Raw genomic sequence first — 15,643 nt, 5'->3', positions numbered from 1 at the left:
AACTTCCGCCATGACGGCTGTACATGTTCCGGGCACGCCGGTGATCGAGGACGGTCGACTCGTGTCGACGAACCCGGCGACCGGCGCGGAGGCCGGGCGCCTGCTGGTCGCGTCCCCCGCCGATGTCGAAGCAACCGTCGCCCAGGCCCGTGCCGCCGGCGGGTGGTGGGCCGGGCTCGGCGTCGCCGGCCGACGGGAGCGGCTGCTTCGCTGGCGGAGCCGGCTGGCGTCCCGGATCGAGGAACTCGCCGAGCTGGTGCACGCCGAGGGCGGCAAGCCGGTTGCCGAGGCCGTCGTCGAGGTGGTCACCGCCGTCGAACACATCGACTGGGCCGCGCGCAACGCCAAGCGGGTGCTCGGCCCCCGCCGGGTACGGTCCCGGCTGATGCTGGCCGAGTTCTCCGCCCACCTGGAATACCAGCCGTACGGGGTGGTCGGCGTGATCGGCCCGTGGAACTACCCCGTGTTCACCCCGATCGGCTCCATCGCCTACGCCCTCGCCGCGGGCAACGCCGTAGTCCTCAAGCCCAGCGAGTACACCCCGGCCGTCGGCCAATGGCTGGTGGACAGCTTCGCCGAGGTCGTCACCGAGGAGCCGGTGTTCGCCGCGGTGCACGGCCTCGGTGACGTCGGCGCGGCGCTGTGCCGATCCGGGGTCGACAAGGTGGCCTTCACCGGGTCCACCGCTACTGGTCGAAAGGTGATGGCCGCCTGCGCCGAGTCCCTGACCCCCGTGCTCATCGAGGCCGGCGGGAAGGACGCGATGATCGTCGACAGCGACGCCGACCTGGACGCCGCGGCCGCGGCAGCGGTCTGGGGCGGTCTCACCAACGCCGGCCAAACCTGCATCGGCATCGAGCGGGTCTACGCCGTCGAGGGGGTCTTCGACCGCTTCGTTGACCGGGTGGTCGAGCGGGCCGGACGACTCACCGTGGGCACCGACGGCACCGATATCGGCCCGATCACCATGCCGAGCCAGCTGGAGGTGATCCGTCGGCACATCGACGACGCGCTGGCGCGCGGCGGCCGGGCGGTGCTCGGCGGGGCAGACGCGGTGCAGCCGCCGTACGTACGACCGACCGTGCTGGTGGACGTGCCGGAGGACTCCGCCGCCGTACGTGAGGAGACCTTCGGCCCGACCCTGACTATCAACCGGGTCCGCGACGTGGACGAGGCGGTCGCCCGGACCAACGCGCTGCGCTACGGGCTCGGGGGCTCGGTCTTCGGCCGGCGTCGGGCCATGGCGGTCGCGCGGCGGCTGCGTTCCGGAATGGCCTCGGTGAACTCGGCCCTGACCTTCGCCGGGATGTCCACCCTGCCCTTCGGCGGCGTGGGCGACTCCGGTTTCGGACGGATCCACGGCGCGGACGGGCTGCGGGAGTTCGCCCGCCCCAAGGCCATCACCCGGCGCCGGGCCCGGTCGCTGCTGCCCGCAACGACCTTCGACCGCACCGACGCGGACGTCGCCCGGGTGGTCAAGCTCACCAAGCGCTTCTACGGCCGCTGACCCGCCCCCGGCCGCCCTGCCTTCGCGCTGGGCGCAGCCCCTGCCCTCGGGCCGTGAGCTGCGGACGACTCAGAACAGGGTCAGCTCGTCCCGCTCGATGCCGCGCAGCTTGTCGTAGTCCACGACCACGCAGCGGATCCCCCGGTCGGTGGCGAGCACCCGCGCCTGCGGCTTGATCTCCTGCGCGGCGAAGACGCCCCGCACCGGCGCGAGCAGTGGGTCCCGATTGAGCAGTTCCAGGTAGCGGGTGAGCTGCTCCACACCGTCGATCTCACCGCGGCGCTTCACCTCGACCGCCACGGCGCCCTGCGCCGCGTCCCGGCACAACAGGTCCACCGGACCGATCGCCGTCATGTACTCCCGGCGCACCAGCGTGAAACCCTCACCCAACGTCTCCGGGCTCGCCGCCAGTAGCTCCTGAAGGTGCGCCTCCACGCCGTCCTTCCGCAGGCCCGGGTCGACACCCAGCTCGTACGCGGTGTCCTGGAAGACCTCCTCCAGGGTGATCCGCAGCTCCTCACCGGCCTTGTTGACCACCCGCCAGACGCCCGGGGCCTCCTCCAGCCGGCACGGGGGGCTCATCCAGTTCAGCGGCTTGTAGGCCCGGTCGTCGGCGTGGATCGACACCGACCCGTCCGCCTTCACCATCACCAGACGGGTGGCTGGCGGCAGGTGGGCCGAGAGCCGTCCAACATAGTCCACAGAGCACTTCGCAATCACCAACCGCACCCGACGAGGGTAGCGGAGCTACTGCTCCGGTAGGCCGTTGGCGTGGCGAACCACGGTCACCAACTCGTTGATCACCCCGGTGAGCGCGAAATCCTTCGGCGTGAAGACCCGGACGACCCCGGCATCCCGAAGGGTCTGCGTGTCCGCCTCCGGGATGATGCCGCCGACCACGACGGGCAGATCGCCTCGACCGGCGGCGCGCAGCCCTGCCAGGACGGCTGGCACAGCCGCCAGGTGCGAGCCGGAGAGGACCGAGAGGCCGACCAGGTCCACGTCCTCCTCCACGGCGGCGGCCACGATCTGCCCGGCGGTCAGCCGGATGCCTTGATAGACCACCTCGAAGCCAGCGTCTCGGGCCCGGACCGCGATCTGCTCGGCACCGTTGGAGTGCCCGTCCAGACCGGGCTTGCCGACCAGCAGCCGCAGCCGTCCACTGCCCAGTTGCCGCGCGGTGGCGGCGACCCGGGCCCGGACCGCCGACAGCGGGCCGTCCGCGCCGGAACCGACCGCCGCGGACAGGCCGGTGGGGGCCCGATACTCCCCGAAGACCTCCCGCAGCGCGCCCGCCCACTCACCGGTGGTCACGCCGACGCCTACGCAGTCAAGCGTGGCCGACATCAGGTTCGTGGTGGACGCGGCGTCCGCGCGGAGCCGGGCGAGCGCGGCGTCCACGGCCGCGGCGTCCCGGTTGGCCCGCCAGTGACGTACGGCCGTCGTGGCGGCTGCCTCCACCGCCGGGTCGACCTGTTCGATCGCCGTGGCGCCGGCCGCGGTCAGTGGGGAGGGCTCGGTCTCGGTGAACCGGTTGACGCCGACCACCACATCGGTGCCGGCCTCCATCCGGCGACGCCGGTCGGCGAGCGAGGCGACCAGGGCGCTCTTCAGGTAGCCGGTCTCGACCGCGGCGACCACTCCCCCCATCTCCAGCACCTTCTCCAGCTCGGTCCGGGCTCCGGAGACGATGTCGTCAACCAGTGCCGTCATCAGGTGCGAGCCGTCGAACAGGTCGGGGTACTCCAGCAGGTCCGACTCGTACGCGAGCACCTGCTGCATTCGCAGCGACCACTGCTGGTCCCACGGGCGGGGCAGGCCAAGGGCCTCGTTCCAGGCGGGGAGCTGCACCGCCCGGGCCCGGGCACTCTGGGAGAGGGTCACGCCGAGCATCTCCAGCACGATGCGTGGGACGTTGTTCTCCGGCTGCGCCTCGGTCAGCCCCAGCGAGTTGACCTGGACGCCGTAGCGGAACCGGCGCTGCTTCGGGTTCGCCACGCCGTACCGATCGCGGGTTATCTCGTCCCAGAGCGCACCGAAGGCACGCATCTTGGCGATCTCCTCGACGAAGCGCACCCCGGCGTTGACGAAGAAGCTGATCCGCTGGACCACATCTCCCATCCGCTCGGCTGGTACCTGGGCCGAGTCACGGACGGCATCAAGGACAGCGACCGCGGTGGCGAGCGCGAAGCCGACCTCCTGGACCGGGGTGGCGCCGGCCTCCTGAAGGTGGTAGGAGCAGATGTTGACCGGATTCCACCGGGGCATCTCCCCGAGCGTGTACGCGACGAGGTCGGCGGTCAGCCGCAGGGACGCTGCCGGCGGGAAGATGTACGTCCCGCGGGACAGGTACTCCTTGATGATGTCGTTCTGGGTCGTGCCGGCGCAGCGGTCGAGTCGCGCCCCCTGCTCGGTGGCGACGGTGCTGTAGAGGCCGAGCAGCCACATCGCGGGCGCGTTGATGGTCATCGAGGTATTCATCTCGGCCAGGGGAATGCCCTGGAAGAGAGCCCGCAGGTCGTCGAGGTGCGCCACCGGCACCCCCACCCGGCCGACCTCTCCGGCGGCGAGTTCGTGATCGGGGTCGTACCCGGTCTGGGTCGGCAGGTCGAAGGCGACCGAGAGCCCGGTCTGCCCCTTCGCCAGGTTGCGGCGAAAGAGCGCGTTGGTCGCCGCGGCCGAGCTGTGCCCGGCATAGGTTCGCATCACCCACGGACGGTCCCGCTCGGGCAGCCGACCTGGGGGGGCCTTCTCGTCCATGGCGGGAGTCTAAGTTACTGACGGGTAGAGCGGGCTGTGGAAAATTCCACAGCGACCACCACACCCCGGAGCTCGACCGGTTGCGCGGGGGCAGCACACTTGTTGCATGGACAACGAGCTCGCGATCGTCGCGCGGGGGCTACGCAAGGCGTACGGAAAGAACGTGGCCGTGGCCGGGGTGGACCTGGAGGTCCGCCGGGGTGAGGTGTTCGCCCTCCTCGGCCCGAACGGCGCCGGCAAGACGACCACCGTGGAAATCCTGGAGGGCTACCGGCGACGTGACGCCGGGGAGGTCTCGGTGCTCGGCAGCGACCCGGCGACCCCCGCCGCGGACTGGCGCAACCGGATCGGCATCGTCCTCCAGGGCGTCGGTGAGTTCGACGAGCTCAGCGTCTCCGAACTGGTCCACCACTTCGCCGGCTTCTACGCCGACGCCGACGATCCGGAGAAGGTGATCGCCCGGGTCGGGCTGGCCGGCAAGGCCCAGGCCCGCACCCACACCCTCTCCGGCGGGCAGAAGCGCCGCCTGGACGTGGCGCTCGGCATCATCGGCCGACCTGAGTTGCTCTTCCTCGACGAACCGACCACCGGCTTCGACCCGGAGGCGCGGCGCGAGTTCTGGCAGCTGATTCGGGATCTGGCGGCGGCCGGGACGACGATCGTGCTGACCACGCACTACCTCGATGAAGCGGAGGCGCTCGCCGACCGGGTGGGGGTGATCGCCGGCGGCCGACTGGTCGAGGTAGCCGCCCCCGAACACCTGGGCGACCGGCAGCAGGCGCACGCGACCGTCTCCTGGCGTACGCCCGAGGGGATCACCGAGAGCGCGGAGAGCGCGACGCCCACCGAGCTGGTGACGGAGTTGGCCGCACGCTTCGACGGTGAGGTGCCCGGGCTCACGGTTACCCGGCCAACCCTCGAGGACATCTACCTGCAGATGATCGGACACCGATGACCACGACGTTGAAGCCCGCCACGGCCGCCCGAGCAGCCGGCCACCAGCCCGGCCCACTCGCCCTCGCGCTGCGGCAGGGCCGGCTGGAGCTCACCCAGTTTCTGCGCAGCCGGGAGTCCGTCGTGTTCACGATGGGATTCCCGATCATCATGATCCTGATCTTCGCCGCGGTCTTCGACGGCGAGATCGCGCCCGGAGTGAGCTTTCCCCAGTACTTCATCACCGGCATGATCGCCGCCGGTCTGATGACGGTGAGCTTCCAGAACCTCGGCATCTGGATTCCGATCGAACGAGACCGCGGCGTGCTCAAGCGCTACCGCGGCACGCCGATGCCGAAGTGGGTGTATTTCGCCGGCAAGGTGATCATGGTCGTGGTGATCGGCGTCATCGAGACCGCGCTGCTGCTCGCCGTCTCGGTCGCCGCGTTCGACCTACAACTGCCGGGCACCGCCACGAAGTGGCTGACCTTCGGCTGGGTCTCCGTCCTCGGCATCACCGCCTGCACGCTCTGCGGCATCGCGATCTCCTCGTTGGCGCGGACGGCCCGCAGCGGTTCGGCGGTGGTCACCCCGGTCGCCCTCATCCTCCAGTTCACCTCCGGGGTGTTCTTCGTCTTCACCCAGTTGCCGAGCTGGATGCAGCAGGTGGCCGCGCTCTTCCCGCTCAAGTGGATGTGTCAGGGGCTCCGCTCGGTCTTCCTGCCGGAGACCTTCGCCGGGCAGGAGCCGGGGGGCTCGTACGAGCTGGGTCGGGTCGCCCTGGTGCTGGCCGCCTGGTGTGTGATCGGGCTTCTGCTCTGCCTCGGCACCTTCCGCTGGACGACCCGCCGCGACGGTTGAGGGGCGCCCACAAGACCAGGTCAGCCCTGCGATGGTGAAGGGCTCCTTCGGACCGCTGTCTCGAAGGGGCCCTTCACTGCCGGTCGGGCGGGCTAGTCGTACGAGTAGAAGCCCTGGCCGGTCTTGCGGCCCAGGTCACCGGCGGTGGCCATCCGCTGGAGCAGCTCCGGGGGGAAGAACTTCTCGTCGGCGGTGTCGGTGTAGATGTTGCGGGTGGCGTTGAGCAGCACATCCACCCCGGTCAGATCCACCGTCGCCAACGGGCCCATGGCGTGGCCGAAGCCCAGCTTGCAGGCGTTGTCCAGATCCTCGGCGGAGATCACGCCGGATTCGACCAGGCTGACCGCCTCCATCGCCAACGCGCAGATCAGCCGGGTGGTCACGAAGCCGGCGGTGTCCCGGTTGACGACCACGACCGTCTTGCCGATCTCCTCGGCAAATGCCCTCGCCGTGGCGATGGCGGCATCGCTGGTCTTGTAGCCGCGGACCAACTCGCACAGCTTCATCATCGGCACCGGAGAGAAGAAGTGGGTACCGACCACCGACTCGGGACGGTCGGTGGCGGTGGCGATCTGGGTGACCGGGATCGCCGAGGTGTTGGTGGCGAGCACCGCATCCGCCTTGCAGATCTTGTCCAACGCGCGGAAGACCTCGTGCTTGAGCTCGAGCTTCTCAAAGACCGCCTCGACGACGATGTCCGCGTCGGCGGCAGCCGCAAGGTCGGTGGTGGGGGTGATCCGGCCGAGTGCCGCCTCGGCGTCGGCCGACGAGATCTTCCCCTTCTCGGCGAACTTCTCCAGCGACCGCTGGATGCCCGCCAGGCCCCGCTTCGTGGCTGTGTCGTCCAGGTCCCGCAACGTCACCTGCCAGCCCGCCTGCGCCGCGACCTGGGCGATTCCCGAGCCCATCAGGCCAGCACCGACGACCGCGAGTCGACCCGCCATCTGTTTACTCCCTCACTGCGATTGGTGTCTGCCTGCACCCTAGTCGGCAGACCTGAACGCAGCTTAAGGGCAGGGCGACGGCCGGTGAGGGCCCGCGAGCCCACCGACGCCCTCACCGGCCGAGGGAGATACCCCCGTCGGCAGTTCCACCCCGCTCCACCTCGACGCCGAGGGCCCGCAGGTCCGCCACGAAGTCCGGGTAGCCCCGGTCCACATGGTGCACCTGGGAGACCTCGGTGACCCCTTCAGCGCAGAGCCCCGCGATCAGGAGACCCGCTCCGGCGCGGATGTCGGTTGCCCGCACCAGCGCCCCGGAGAGCCGCTGTCGCCCCCGGACCACGGCGTGATGGCCGTCGGTCTGAATGTCCGCGCCGAGTCGCATCATCTCGTTGGCGAACATGAACCGGCCGTCGAAGATGTTCTCGGTGATCAGGGAGGCACCGTCGCTGACCGCTGCCAGCCCGATCGCCATCGGTAGCAGATCGGTGGCGAAACCGGGGTAGGGCAGGGTGACCACGTCCACCGCACGGGGTCGGTCCACCATCCGGATCCGGAAGGCGTCCCGCCGTGTCTCCACCAGCGCACCGGCGGAGACCAGCTTGTCCAGGGCGATGTCGAGGAAGGTCGGGGAGGCGCCGGTCACCGTCACGTCGCCCCGAGTCATCGCCGCGCCGAACGCCCACGTACCTGCAACGATCCGGTCCCCCACCGTGGCGTGCCGCACCGGATGCAGCCCGGGCACGCCGACGACGGTCAACGTCGAGGTACCGGCACCGTCGATGAGCGCACCCATCTGCTGGAGCATCGTGCAGATGTCCACGATCTCCGGTTCGCGGGCGGCGTTGTCGATGACCGTGGTGCCCTGGGCGAGCACCGCCGCCATCACCAGGTTCTCGGTGGCGCCGACGCTCGGGAAGTCCAACACGATCTCGGTGCCGCGCAGCCCGTGTGGGGCCGTGGCGACCACGCAGCCGCGCTCACCGGAGATCTCGGCGCCCATCCGGGTGAGCCCGGCGATGTGCATGTCCAACCCACGCGAGCCGATCGCGTCGCCGCCCGGATGGGCCACCCGAACAGATCCCCGACGCGCCAGCAGGGGGCCGAGCACGCAGATCGACGCCCGCAGCCGGCGCACCAGATCGCAGTCCGCGTCGATGCCGGGGTTCTCCGGCACATCAATGGTCACCGACCGGGAGCGGGGAACCCCGCCGTACGCCACCATCGGGTCCACCGGTTCGTCCGCGTCGAACCGAACCCCGCACCCGAGTCGGCGCAGCACCTCTCCCATGATCGCGATATCGGTGATTCGTGGGACGTTGGTGATGACGCTACGGCCCGGCGCCAGCAGCGCCGCCGCCATGAGCTTCAGGGCTGAGTTCTTGGCGCCCACCACATGCACGGTGCCGGTCATCCGGGTGCCACCCCGTACCCGAATAGCGTCGTCAACCTCCGCGCCGCCGGCATCGCCCGGACTGCTCAGCCAGGCGGGATCCGGCCGGTCCGGGATCATCAGATCCGGTGTCCGTAGGCTGTGCGTCATGGCCGTCCACCTCACGCGCATCTACACCAAGGCCGGCGACGCCGGCACGACCAGGCTGAGCAACAACGAGCAGGTTCCGAAGACCGATCCCCGGATCGCCGCGTACGCGGACGTAGACGAGTGCAACGCGGCGATTGGCGTGGCGCTTGCTCTCGGGCAACTCGACGAAGAGCTGCGCACGATACTGGGGTCGATCCAGAACGATATGTTCGACGTGGGGGCCGACCTGGCCACGCCGGTCGAGCCGAACCCGAAGTACCCGCCGCTGCGGGTCACCGAGGCATACATCGAGCGCCTTGAGGCCTGGTGCGACACGTACAACGCACGCCTGAGCAAGCTCGACTCCTTCACCCTCCCCGGCGGCACCGCTGGCGCGGCGCTCCTGCACGTTGCGCGGACGGTAGCCCGGCGCGCCGAGCGTGCGGCCTGGGCCCTGATCACCCACGACCCCGACCGCACCAGCACGCTCCCGGCAAAGTATCTCAACCGGCTCTCCGATCTACTCTTTATCCTGTCAAGGACGGCAAATCCGGCCGGAGATGTGCTATGGGTACCCGGCGGCAAGCACTGACCGATCGACCATCCGGTGCGCCGGTGTGGGAACCGGCGCGCCGCACCACGCCGAGGTCTGCATACCCGACCTGCCGGCTACCATCCGCGTCTACGAGCAGCAGCTCGGCGAGGTGAAGCAGCAGGATTGATGGGCGGGGGGTTCCTCAGACCACTGGGCCGACGGGCCCGCGCCAGCCCGCGACTGGCCGGCGGCCTCAGGCCGCCGGCCAGTCCTGGGCGGTCAGATTCGGCGAGGCCACCCCCGGAGGGGCGGCCTCAAGCCAGGAGAGAAACCCGGTGACGGTCGCGCGCGCCATAGCTATCTCGACCGGGGCGTGGTGACTGGTACAGCGGAGGATGATCCAGTCGGCGGGCATCGAGAACCGTTCCTGCCCTTCGGGCAGCCGACGGCGTTCCACTGCGAGGCCCTTACGGGAGAGCGTCCGCCGTGGGCGGAGGGCGAAACTGAACATTCGGTAGAGGCGAAGCTCGTCCCCTACGAAACGGCCGAAGCCGGGCGCCCAACCCCGGCCGTCGAGGATCGTGGAGGTCCGGACGTTGAGCCGGATAATTCCTCCGCTGCGAGTGACCAAACCCCGCCGGACAAAGAGAGCTAGAAGCACGCCAACGACGACGGCAATGCCGATCCCGACCCCTTCGACGATCCCCATCGCCGGATGGCGCTCAGCTACCCTGCGCGGCCGGGACCGGGCTGGCGCTCTCGGCCAGGACGGTGACACCCTTGTCGCTCACGGAGAGGAAACCGCCAGCCACCTCGTAGGAGAGCTGGTCACCTCCGGCAACCTTGATCCGAACCTGGCCGGACTCCGCGAGCTGGCCGAGCAGAGGGGCGTGCCCTGGCATCACGCCAAGCTCACCCTCGGTCGTCCGGGCCATGACCATCTCGGCCTCGCCGGACCATACCGTCTCGTCGACGGCTACGAGCTCGACGTGAAGCTGCTGTGCCACGCTGTCTCCTTGCTGCGGCGGCGGATTGCCAAAATTCTAGTCTCGCTATCGGAGCGCCGGTAACGCGGGTGGCGAGAGGTACGCCACTCGGGTCGGGATTCAACCCCCGACCGGTCAGAGCTCGTTCTGGAAGTCGGGATGCTCCAGCAGGAACGCATCGAGCTGCTCGTCCCGCAGCGCCCGGAAGAAGTCCTGAACGGCCGGCTCGAAGCGCTCGCCGCGGTATTTCCCGCCGTCCGTGATGCCGCCACCCGGCAACTTGATCATCTGGATGTTGCCCGGCCGAAGGTCCTTCAGGGCGAGGCCGAAGTCAATCACACTGTGCCCCCGGCCGTTGAAGACCAACGACTCACCGGCCGCCCGAAGCACCGAGTCCAGCTTGAGTGGGTTAGTCACCACGTCAGCGCTGAGGGCCTGACTCGCCATCGCCTTGACGAACTGCTGCTGGTGCCGCTGGCGGCCGTAGTCACCGTCCGGCACACCGTTCCTGGGGTAACGCTGACGGACATAGTCCAGCGCCTGCCATCCCTCGAGGAGTTGCTCCCCCTCCGGGTAGACCGCCTGCTCACCGAGGTACCCCCCACCGCCGGGGCGAAGCTCACGGTGGGTGCCGTCGGGGTGGCGATGCTCCGAGCGCACCTCACGCTCGATGTCCATCGTGACGCCACCCATCGCGTCCACGATGTTGATGAAGCCACCGAAGTTGATGATCGCCCCGGCGTCGAACCGCGGGATCCCGGTGATCGACTGGACCGTCTTGGCGAGCAGTTCGAAGCCCTGCGCCGCGCTGGGGTTCTCGCCCTGCACCCGGCTGCCGTAGGACATCGCCGCGTTGAGCTTGTCCGCACCGCCATTGAACCCGGCCTTGTCGAAAGCGGGAATCTCGACGTAAAGATCCCGGGGCATCGAGAAGAGGTAGGCCTGGTCGAGCCCTTCCGGCACGTGCAACACCATGATCGAGTCAGCCAGCGGTAACTGCTCCTCCTTGCGGGGGTCAACGCCGACGAGCAGGATGTTGAGCGGGCCCTTGATGTCGCTCGTGCGCTCACTGGCTCCCGCCGCCTGGTCCCCGAACAGGTCCGCCTTGCCCACTGCGCCCTCGTACCGTGCCACCAGCGCCTCGACGCCAACCAAGGCCACGCCGCTGACGAACATCAAGACAGCGCCGAAGACGGTGCACACCTGGGCCCACCGCGGCACGCCCGCCCACACCGACGGCTTCTTCTTGCCGCCTTTGCCGGCCTTACCCACGATCATCTCCGTTCGTCAACGTCTATCGGGACGGGCGTACGTCAGCGAATGATTACACGAACGCGCGCACAGTCAGCGCGACGCGCGTGAAACGGTACCTCGCCACCTGTCAAGATCACCGACCGGCGAAAGGGAGCCCGCGACCCGAGTGGCGTCGACGGATGCACGGAAAGGCCGCCCCGGCGTACACCAGGACGGCCTTTCGTCGCTGCTTGCGCGGCCTGCGGCGGTAGCCGCAGCGGGGCACTCAGCCCTCCGCCATCAGCTCCTTGGCCTTGTTCTCCAGGTCGTCCAGGCCACCGCACATGAAGAAGGCCTGCTCGGGGAAGTGGTCGTACTCACCCTCACTGATCTTCTTGAACGCCTCGATGGTCTCCTTGATCGGGACCGTCGAGCCCTTCATGCCGGTGAACTGCTCAGCGGCGTAGGTGTTCTGCGACAGGAAGCGCTCGATCCGGCGCGCCCGGCCGACCGTGAGCTTGTCCTCCTCGGAAAGCTCCTCAATACCCAGGATCGCGATGATGTCCTGCAGGTCCTTGTACCGCTGCAGGATCCGCTTCACCTCGGTGGCCACCGTGAAGTGCTCCTGGCCAACGAACTCCGGGGCGAGGATCCGAGACGAGGACGCCAGCGGGTCCACCGCCGGGTAGATGCCCTTGTCGGAGATCGAACGCTCCAGGTTGGTGGTCGCGTCCAGGTGGGCGAAGGTGGTGGCCGGCGCCGGGTCGGTGTAGTCGTCGGCGGGCACGTAGATCGCCTGCAGCGAGGTGATCGCCTGGCCCCGGACCGAGGTGATCCGCTCCTGGAGCTCACCCATCTCGTCGGCGAGCGTCGGCTGGTAACCCACGGCGCTCGGCATCCGGCCGAGCAGCGTGGAGACCTCGGAACCGGCCTGGGTGAACCGGAAGATGTTGTCGATGAAGAGCAACACCTCCTGCTTCTGCACGTCCCGGAAGTACTCCGCCATGGTCAGCGCGGAGAGGGCGACGCGGAGACGGGTGCCCGGCGGCTCGTCCATCTGGCCGTAGACCAGCGCGGTCTTGTCGATCACGCCGGACTCGGTCATCTCGGCGATCAGGTCGTTACCCTCGCGGGTACGCTCACCCACCCCGGCGAAGACCGAGGTACCACCGAAGTTCCGGGCGACCCGGGTGATCATCTCCTGGATCAGGACCGTCTTACCCACGCCGGCGCCGCCGAACAGACCGATCTTGCCGCCCTTGACGTACGGGGCGAGCAGGTCGATGACCTTGATGCCGGTCTCCAGCATCTCCGTCTTCGGCTCCAGGTCCGCGAAGGCCGGGGCCTTGCGGTGGATCTGCCAGTGGTCGTCCGGGCTGAGCGTCTCGCCCGGCTCCAGGTTGAGGCACTCGCCGATCGCGTTGAACACGTGGCCCTTGACCGTGTCACCGACGGGCACCGTGATCGGCGATCCGGTGTCCCGCACCTCCACCCCGCGGACCAGGCCGTCGGTCGGCTGCATGGAGATGGCACGGACCAGGTTGTCCCCCAGGTGCTGGGCGACCTCCAGGGTCAGCGTCTTCTCGCCGCCGGAGAGGGTCACGTCAACGTGCATGGCGCTGAACAGGTCCGGCATCGCGTCGCGCGGGAACTCGGCGTCGACGACCGGGCCGATGACCCGGACCACGCGACCGGTGGCCGCGTTGGTGCCGGCCGGCCCATCAGCAGTAGCGGAAACAGTCATCACACTTCACTTCCCGACGCGGCCAGCGCGTTCGCGCCGCCGACGATCTCGCTGATCTCCTGGGTGATCCCGGCCTGGCGGGCCGAGTTCATCTCGCGGGTGTACTTCTCGATCATCTCTTCGGCGTTGTCGGTGGCGCTCTTCATCGCCCGCCGCCGCGACGCCGACTCGCTCGCCGCCGACTCGACCAACGCCGCGTAGATCCGCGTGTTGATGTACTTCGGCAGCAGCGCGTCGAGGAGCGCCTCCGCCTCCGGCTCGAATTCGTAGGCCGGCAGCGCACCCTCGGAACGGGGCCGGTCCTCGATCTCCATCGGTCCGAGGATCCGCGGTACCGGCACCTGGGTCATCAGAGACTTGAACTCGGTGGAGACGATGTGCAGCTCGTCCACACCGAAGACCCCGTCCGGCCCCGGGTCCCCGTCGCTGTCGTCCACGCCGGCGGTGAACGCCTTGATCAGCGTCTCACCCACCTCCCGGGCGTCGGCGAAGGTCGGCTGCTCCGAGAAGCCCGTCCAGCACGCCGTCATCGGCCGGTTGCGGAACCGGTAGTACTGCACGCCCTTGCGACCGATGACGTAGAGCGAGGGCTCCTTGCCGTCGGCGCGCAGCCGGGCGAGCAGTGACTCCGCCGTCTTGATGGCGTTGGAGCTGTAGCCGCCGGCCAGGCCCCGGTCACTGGTGACCAGCAGCACACCGGCCCGCCGCACCCGCTCCCGGGGAGTGAGGAGCGGGTGGTCGATCCGCGTGTTGGACGCCAGTGCCGTGAGCACCTCGGTGATAGCCCGGGAGTAGGGCAGGGAGGCCGCCACCTGCTCCTGGGCCTTGGCGATGCGGCTCGTCGCGACGAGCTCCATCGCCTTGGTGATCTTCTTCATCGACTTCGCCGCGCGGATGCGTTGGCGGAGTACGCGTACCTGGGCGGCCATCGGTCAGCTTCCAGCCGGACGGTCGGTCGGCTCGTCCTGGAACCGGGTAACCGTCTCCCGGTCCTCCGCACCAGCCAGCGGCTCGGCGGCCGGCTCGTTGATCCGCCGCTCGTCCTCCTTGCCCAGGAAGAGCTTCTTGAAGTCGCTGATCGCCGCGTCCAGGGAGGCGATGACGTCGTCGCCCCAGGTGCCGCCCGCGATCTGCGCGAGGATCCCCTCGTGCTTGTGCCGCAGGTACTGCAGGAACTCCGACTCGAAGCGACGGATCTCGCCGACCGGGATGTCGTCCAGCTTGCCCTCGACACCGGCCCAGACCGAGACGACCTGATCCTGCACCGGGAAGGGCGAGTAGTTCGACTGCTTGAGCAGCTCGACCAGGCGGGAGCCCCGCTCCAGCTGGGCGCGGGAGGCCTTGTCCAGGTCCGAGGCGAAGGCGGCGAACGCCTCCAGCTCACGGAACTGGGCCAGGCTCAGCCGCAGCGAGCCGGCGACCTTCTTCATCGGCTTCACCTGCGCGGCGCCGCCGACCCGGGAGACCGAGGTGCCGACGTTGATCGCCGGCCGGACGCCCTGGTTGAACAGGTCCGTCTCCAGGAAGATCTGGCCGTCGGTGATGGAGATGACGTTGGTCGGGATGAACGCCGAGATGTCGTTCGCCTTGGTCTCGATGATCGGCAGACCGGTCATCGAGCCGCCGCCCATCTCGTCGGAGAGCTTCGCGCAGCGCTCCAGCAGCCGGGAGTGCAGGTAGAAGACGTCACCCGGGTACGCCTCGCGGCCCGGCGGGCGACGCAGCAGCAGCGACACCGCTCGGTAGGCCTCGGCCTGCTTGCTCAGGTCGTCGAAGACGATGAGGACGTGCTTGCCGCCGTACATCCAGTGCTGCCCGATCGACGAGCCGGTGTACGGGGCGAGGTACTTGAAGCCGGCCGGGTCGGAGGCCGGGGAGGCCACGATGGTGGTGTACTCCATCGCGCCCGCCTCCTCCAGCACGCCCTTGATCGAGGCGATCGTGGAGGCCTTCTGGCCGACGGCGACGTAGATGCAGCGGACCTGCTTCTGCGGGTCGCCGGAGCGCCAGTTGTCCCGCTGGTTGAGGATGGTGTCCAGGGCGACGGTGGTCTTACCGGTCTTCCGGTCACCGATGATCAGCTGGCGCTGGCCCCGGCCGATCGGCGTCATCGCGTCGATGGCCTTGATACCGGTCTGCAGCGGCTCGTCAACCGACTTCCGGGACATCACGTTCGGGGCCTGGAGCTCCAGCTCCCGGAAGCCCTCGTTCGGGATGTCGCCGAGGCCGTCGATCGGCTCGCCGAGCGCGTTGACCACCCGGCCGAGGAAGGCGTCGCCGACCGGGGCCGAGAGCACCCGGCCGGTGCGCTTGACGCGCTGCCCCTCCTCGATGCCGGCGAAGTCGCCGAGGACGACGACACCGATCTCCCGGACGTCGAGGTTCAGCGCCACCCCGATCGTGCCGTCTTCGAACTCGAGCAGCTCGTTGGTCATGGTCGAGGGCAGGCCCTCGACGTGGGCGATGCCGTCGCCGGCGTCAGCGACGGTGCCGACCTCCTCGCGGGACACGTCGGCGCGGTAGGAGGAGACGTAGCGCTCCAGCGCGCCGCGGATCTCCTCCGTCGAGATGGTCAGCTCGGCCATCCTCTGCTTCCTTAAGTATCAGGGGCCCGGGATACC

General features: G+C 69.1%; 14 protein-coding genes. 4 read left to right on the top strand and 10 right to left on the bottom strand.

What is annotated here, in order from left to right; genetic code table 11:
• The first annotated feature begins 10 nt into the window (after positions 1–10).
• Positions 11–1,507, top strand: a complete 1,497-nt coding sequence (locus AC1UKG_RS24105; protein ID WP_026271652.1) for an aldehyde dehydrogenase family protein — start codon at positions 11–13, stop codon at positions 1,505–1,507.
• 69 nt (positions 1,508–1,576) lie between these two features.
• On the opposite strand, the gene nucS is transcribed toward AC1UKG_RS24105, so the two are convergent.
• Positions 1,577–2,236, bottom strand: coding sequence for an endonuclease NucS (gene nucS / locus AC1UKG_RS24100; RefSeq protein ID WP_018815061.1), 660 nt, complete (start codon positions 2,234–2,236; stop codon positions 1,577–1,579).
• 18 nt (positions 2,237–2,254) lie between these two features.
• Entirely contained in the window at positions 2,255–4,267 is a 2,013-nt protein-coding gene (locus AC1UKG_RS24095) for a protein meaA (protein ID WP_482642356.1), read from the bottom strand.
• A gap of 106 nt (positions 4,268–4,373) precedes the next feature.
• Here AC1UKG_RS24095 and AC1UKG_RS24090 point away from each other — a divergent pair, with 106 nt between their 5' ends.
• Positions 4,374–5,222 carry an ABC transporter ATP-binding protein gene (locus AC1UKG_RS24090; protein ID WP_018745768.1) on the top strand — a complete coding sequence of 283 codons (849 nt, stop codon included), beginning with the start codon at positions 4,374–4,376 and terminating at the stop codon, positions 5,220–5,222.
• On the top strand, positions 5,219–6,061 hold the full coding sequence (locus AC1UKG_RS24085; protein ID WP_018745769.1) for an ABC transporter permease: 843 nt from the start codon (positions 5,219–5,221) through the stop codon (positions 6,059–6,061). Before AC1UKG_RS24090 ends, AC1UKG_RS24085 begins: the two co-directional genes overlap by 4 nt.
• 92 nt (positions 6,062–6,153) lie before the next feature.
• On the opposite strand, the gene AC1UKG_RS24080 is transcribed toward AC1UKG_RS24085, so the two are convergent.
• Positions 6,154–7,005 (bottom strand): 3-hydroxyacyl-CoA dehydrogenase family protein, encoded by an 852-nt coding sequence (locus AC1UKG_RS24080; protein ID WP_018815062.1) that lies wholly within the window; start codon positions 7,003–7,005, stop codon positions 6,154–6,156.
• A gap of 112 nt (positions 7,006–7,117) precedes the next feature.
• Positions 7,118–8,545: a UDP-N-acetylglucosamine 1-carboxyvinyltransferase gene (gene murA, locus AC1UKG_RS24075; protein ID WP_482642357.1), complete on the bottom strand. Its 1,428-nt coding sequence runs from the start codon at positions 8,543–8,545 to the stop codon at positions 7,118–7,120.
• On the opposite strand from murA, the gene AC1UKG_RS24070 reads away from it, so the two are divergent.
• A complete protein-coding gene (locus AC1UKG_RS24070) occupies positions 8,544–9,116 on the top strand; it encodes a cob(I)yrinic acid a,c-diamide adenosyltransferase (protein ID WP_018745772.1) in 573 nt (190 codons plus the stop codon). The two genes, murA and AC1UKG_RS24070, sit on opposite strands and share 2 nt — an antisense overlap.
• A gap of 196 nt (positions 9,117–9,312) precedes the next feature.
• On the opposite strand, the gene AC1UKG_RS24065 is transcribed toward AC1UKG_RS24070, so the two are convergent.
• The 6 genes from AC1UKG_RS24065 to atpA all read right to left on the bottom strand — a co-directional run bounded on the left by AC1UKG_RS24065 (position 9,313) and on the right by atpA (position 15,607).
• Positions 9,313–9,768 (bottom strand): DUF2550 domain-containing protein, encoded by a 456-nt coding sequence (locus AC1UKG_RS24065; protein WP_018745774.1) that lies wholly within the window; start codon positions 9,766–9,768, stop codon positions 9,313–9,315.
• 13 nt (positions 9,769–9,781) lie between these two features.
• On the bottom strand, positions 9,782–10,066 hold the full coding sequence (locus AC1UKG_RS24060; protein WP_018745775.1) for a F0F1 ATP synthase subunit epsilon: 285 nt from the start codon (positions 10,064–10,066) through the stop codon (positions 9,782–9,784).
• A 114-nt stretch (positions 10,067–10,180) separates the two neighbouring features.
• On the bottom strand, positions 10,181–11,323 hold the full coding sequence (locus AC1UKG_RS24055) for an LCP family protein (RefSeq protein WP_018745776.1): 1,143 nt from the start codon (positions 11,321–11,323) through the stop codon (positions 10,181–10,183).
• Positions 11,324–11,564: 241 nt separating this feature from the next.
• Positions 11,565–13,022, bottom strand: coding sequence for a F0F1 ATP synthase subunit beta (gene atpD, locus AC1UKG_RS24050; protein WP_018745777.1), 1,458 nt, complete (start codon positions 13,020–13,022; stop codon positions 11,565–11,567).
• Complete coding sequence (locus AC1UKG_RS24045; RefSeq protein WP_018745778.1) at positions 13,022–13,951, bottom strand: F0F1 ATP synthase subunit gamma; 930 nt, start codon at positions 13,949–13,951, stop codon at positions 13,022–13,024. Before AC1UKG_RS24045 ends, atpD begins: the two co-directional genes overlap by 1 nt.
• Before the next feature lie 3 nt (positions 13,952–13,954).
• The gene (atpA, locus tag AC1UKG_RS24040) at positions 13,955–15,607 is read right to left on the bottom strand and encodes a F0F1 ATP synthase subunit alpha (RefSeq protein ID WP_018745779.1); all 1,653 of its coding nucleotides are present in this window, start codon (positions 15,605–15,607) and stop codon (positions 13,955–13,957) included.
• Positions 15,608–15,643 lie beyond the last annotated feature (36 nt).

This window comes from Salinispora sp. CH2A1_6, assembly GCF_056820975.1.
Note: the sequence above shows the minus strand (reverse complement) of the source record. Positions and strands in the feature narration are given on the sequence as shown.

Coding starts and splice junctions, on each gene's coding strand:
- AC1UKG_RS24105 (WP_026271652.1), top strand. CDS start 11: ATGACGGCTGTACATGTTCCGGGCACGCCGGTGATCGAGGACGGTCGA.
- AC1UKG_RS24095 (WP_482642356.1), bottom strand. CDS start 4,267: ATGGACGAGAAGGCCCCCCCAGGTCGGCTGCCCGAGCGGGACCGTCCG.
- AC1UKG_RS24090 (WP_018745768.1), top strand. CDS start 4,374: ATGGACAACGAGCTCGCGATCGTCGCGCGGGGGCTACGCAAGGCGTAC.
- AC1UKG_RS24085 (WP_018745769.1), top strand. CDS start 5,219: ATGACCACGACGTTGAAGCCCGCCACGGCCGCCCGAGCAGCCGGCCAC.
- AC1UKG_RS24080 (WP_018815062.1), bottom strand. CDS start 7,005: ATGGCGGGTCGACTCGCGGTCGTCGGTGCTGGCCTGATGGGCTCGGGA.
- AC1UKG_RS24070 (WP_018745772.1), top strand. CDS start 8,544: ATGGCCGTCCACCTCACGCGCATCTACACCAAGGCCGGCGACGCCGGC.
- murA (WP_482642357.1), bottom strand. CDS start 8,545: ATGACGCACAGCCTACGGACACCGGATCTGATGATCCCGGACCGGCCG.
- AC1UKG_RS24065 (WP_018745774.1), bottom strand. CDS start 9,768: ATGGGGATCGTCGAAGGGGTCGGGATCGGCATTGCCGTCGTCGTTGGC.
- AC1UKG_RS24055 (WP_018745776.1), bottom strand. CDS start 11,323: ATGATCGTGGGTAAGGCCGGCAAAGGCGGCAAGAAGAAGCCGTCGGTG.
- atpD (WP_018745777.1), bottom strand. CDS start 13,022: ATGACTGTTTCCGCTACTGCTGATGGGCCGGCCGGCACCAACGCGGCC.
- AC1UKG_RS24045 (WP_018745778.1), bottom strand. CDS start 13,951: ATGGCCGCCCAGGTACGCGTACTCCGCCAACGCATCCGCGCGGCGAAG.
- atpA (WP_018745779.1), bottom strand. CDS start 15,607: ATGGCCGAGCTGACCATCTCGACGGAGGAGATCCGCGGCGCGCTGGAG.